Source organism: Mesorhizobium sp., from assembly GCF_004962245.1.
GTDB lineage: Bacteria > Pseudomonadota > Alphaproteobacteria > Rhizobiales > Rhizobiaceae > Mesorhizobium.
Genome location: NZ_SUHQ01000077.1, coordinates 1 through 3161 on the forward strand (window position 1 = coordinate 1; position 3161 = coordinate 3161).

The window sequence follows — 3161 nt, forward strand, 5'->3', positions numbered from 1 at the left end:
GGTCTGAGTGTCGCGGGCGAGGACCGCAACAGCAAATTCCTCGCGGCCGCGTCGAGCCTGGCTGATAGGTCGGCAAAGGCTAAGCAGATCAAACGTATCGACGCGCTGGTGCCTGAAGGCACCCTAATCCCGGGCATTTTGGAAACCGCGATCGTCAGCGATCTTCCAGGCCAAATCCGCGCGATCACATCTCAGGATGTCTATTCGTTTGACGGGCGGCGCGTCCTGATTCCGACCGGAACCCGGCTGATCGGCGAATATCAGTCCGATGTTGTTAGGGGTCAGAAACGTATTTTCGTCATCTGGACCAGGCTTCTCCGCGATGACGGTGTGTCAGTTCGCCTCAACTCCATCGGCACCGACAGCCTTGGCCGCTCCGGATTGACCGGCCGTGTCGACAACAAATGGCGGGAAAGGTTCGGTTCCGCAATCGTACTCTCGATTGTCGGGGCAGGAGCTAGTTACCTCACCGGATATGGAAGCGATGAAGCTTTCGGCCAAAATAATGATGAAGCCAAGCGCGGCGAGGAACTGGCGCGCGACACGATCGCGCAAACGTTCAGCGATATGGCTAACCAGGCTTTGAGCGAAAACCTGCGCATCCCGCCGACGATCAGTGTCAGCCAGGGCGAACGCATCTTCGTCTACGTGCGCCAGGATCTCGATTTCAGCACCATGTATGACGATCCCGTCACAGAAGCGATGAAGGAAATACAGCGTGAACGTCGCGGTCAGTAACAAGGGCCGGTCGGCCACCAATCCTTATTACTTCCTTGATCGGGCACTCGAACCTATCCGCGGCTTTCTTGACGATCCGCGTGTCGTCGAAATCTCCGTGAATAAGCCGTGCCACCTCTATGTGGAACGGCTGGGCTCCGATCATATGGAGTTTCACGAAATTAAGCAGCTCACGGCCTCTGAAATTGAAAATATCGGGGAGCGCGTCGCCGGCGCAACAAACCAGTTCATCAGCCGCGCCAAGCCTATTTTAAGCGCGGCCTTACCGACGGGCGAGCGTATTCAGATCGTGCTGCCTCCCGCCGCGCCGGAAGGCGGCTCGATCTCGATCCGAAAGCAGGTCGTGAACAATTTCACGCTCGAGGAGTACCGCGATAGCGGCTCACTGGATAAAGTCTCGGTCGCAGTCGGCGGACTGAGCGACATCGACCGGGAGCTGATTGCGCACCTTCGCGCGAGCCGTATCTATGACTTCATCCATACGGCGATCACAAAGCGCGTGTCGATTTTGATCAGCGGCGGCACCTCGTCGGGCAAGACCACCTTCCTCAACGCATGTTTGAAAAGCGTCGATCCGCATGAGCGGATATTGACGCTGGAGGACACACGCGAACTATTTCCGCCGCAGCCGAACAAAGTGCATCTGATTGCCTCCAAGGGCGACCAGGGCACCGCAGACGTGACGATCCAAAACCTGCTGGAAGCGTCGCTCCGGATGCGGCCAGACAGACTGTTCGTCGGTGAAATCCGTGGCGCCGAGGCCTTTTCCTTCCTGCGCGCCATCAACACGGGCCATCCGGGCAGCATGTCGACGGTGCATGCGGATACGCCGATGGGCGCCTATGAACAACTCGCCATGATGATGCAGCAGGCCGGAATGTCGTCGGGTTACTCCAAGCAGGATCTGATGTCATACATCCAAATGGTCATCCCGATCGTAATCCAGTTGCGCCGTGATGGCGGAAAACGGGGCGTTTCGGAAATCTTCTTTGCCCGAGATGAGACATGATCAAGGGTTATCAGGCCTTCTATCTTCTCTTCTGCGCCGGAATCGTCTTCGCCGTCTGGACCCTCACTTACGGACTTGGCTTGCAGCTCGTCTATAAGGACGGCCGAATACTCGAAACCACGATCACCACCAATCCTTTCGTGCCTGTTCAACAATTCTGGCTCTACAAGGGCAGCCATACCCTGCAGAAGGTCGCGCTCGTCGCGCTCCTGCCAAGCTTGTTCGCCGGCGGCCTGGCGGCCTATCTTGGCTTGAAATCGCCAACCAACCCGCTCGGCGACGCCGCTTTTCAGGACATTGCCGCCTTGCGACGCGGCAGATGGTTCCGCAAGCAGGGGCACATCTTCGGCCGCCTCGGTCGCAAGATCCTCCGCACAAAGGATGATCGTCACCATCTCATCATCGGTCCAACTCGATCCGGTAAGGGTGCTGGCTACGTCATTCCCAACGCCCTCCTGCACGAAGGGTCGATGATCGTCACCGATCTGAAGGGCGAAGTCTTCAAGGCCACTGCCGGATATCGCCGCCGCAAGGGAAGCCAGGTCTTTCTATTTGCTCCGGGATCGGAAGCCACCAACCGCTACAATCCGCTCGACTTCGTGCGCCAGGAGCGCGGCACGCGGACGACGGATATCCAAAACATGGCGAGCATCCTTGTCCCGGAGAACACCGAATCCGAGAATTCGGTATGGCAGGCCACGGCACAGCAAGTGATGGCGGGCGCTATCAGCTACGTTCTGGAGAGCCCGCACTACAATGGCCGGCGCAACCTCGGCGAAGTCAATTCCTTCATCAATAGCGGCGTCGACCTCCAGGCGCTGATGAAGTTCATCAAGGCGAGAGAGCCATACCTTTCCAAGTTCACGATGGAAAGCTTCAATGCCTATCTCGCGCTGTCAGAACGGGCCGCCGCCTCTGCCTTGCTCGATATTCAGAAGGCCATGCGCCCCTTCAAAAACGAGCGCATCGTAGCCGCCACGAACGTAACCGATATGGATTTACGGGCGCTCAAGCGCCGGCCGATCTCGATCTACCTCGCGCCCAACATCACTGACATCACGCTATTGCGTCCTCTCCTGACGCTGTTCGTGCAGCAGACCATGGACATCCTCACCCTGGAGCACGACCCCAATTCCCTGCCCGTCTATTTCCTGCTCGACGAGTTCCGACAGTTGAAGAAGATGGACGAGATTATGACAAAGCTACCCTATGTGGCCGGCTACAACATCAAGCTCGCCTTCATCATCCAGGACCTCAAGAACCTCGACGAAATCTATGGCGAGACCTCCCGCCACTCGCTGCTTGGCAATTGCGGCTATCAGCTCGTACTTGGCGCCAACGACCAGGCAACGGCCGAATATGCCTCTCGTGCGCTCGGCAAGCGCACAATTCGCTATCAGTCGGAATCGCGCAC

The 3161-nt window shown here is 57.7% G+C and carries 3 protein-coding genes; all 3 read left to right on the forward strand.

Annotated features, from left to right (window positions below; translation table 11 throughout):
- Positions 1 to 738: type IV secretion system protein VirB10 (virB10, locus tag E5X88_RS33305; protein WP_292168499.1), on the forward strand; the 738-nt coding region annotated here is incomplete at its 5' end.
- Positions 719 to 1747 (forward strand): P-type DNA transfer ATPase VirB11, encoded by a 1029-nt coding sequence (gene virB11, locus E5X88_RS33310; RefSeq protein WP_292168501.1) that lies wholly within the window; start codon positions 719 to 721, stop codon positions 1745 to 1747. The genes virB10 and virB11, both read left to right, overlap by 20 nt.
- A partial coding sequence (locus tag E5X88_RS33315) for a type IV secretory system conjugative DNA transfer family protein (RefSeq protein WP_292168502.1) occupies positions 1744 to 3161 on the forward strand: 1418 nt, incomplete at its 3' end. The genes virB11 and E5X88_RS33315, both read left to right, overlap by 4 nt.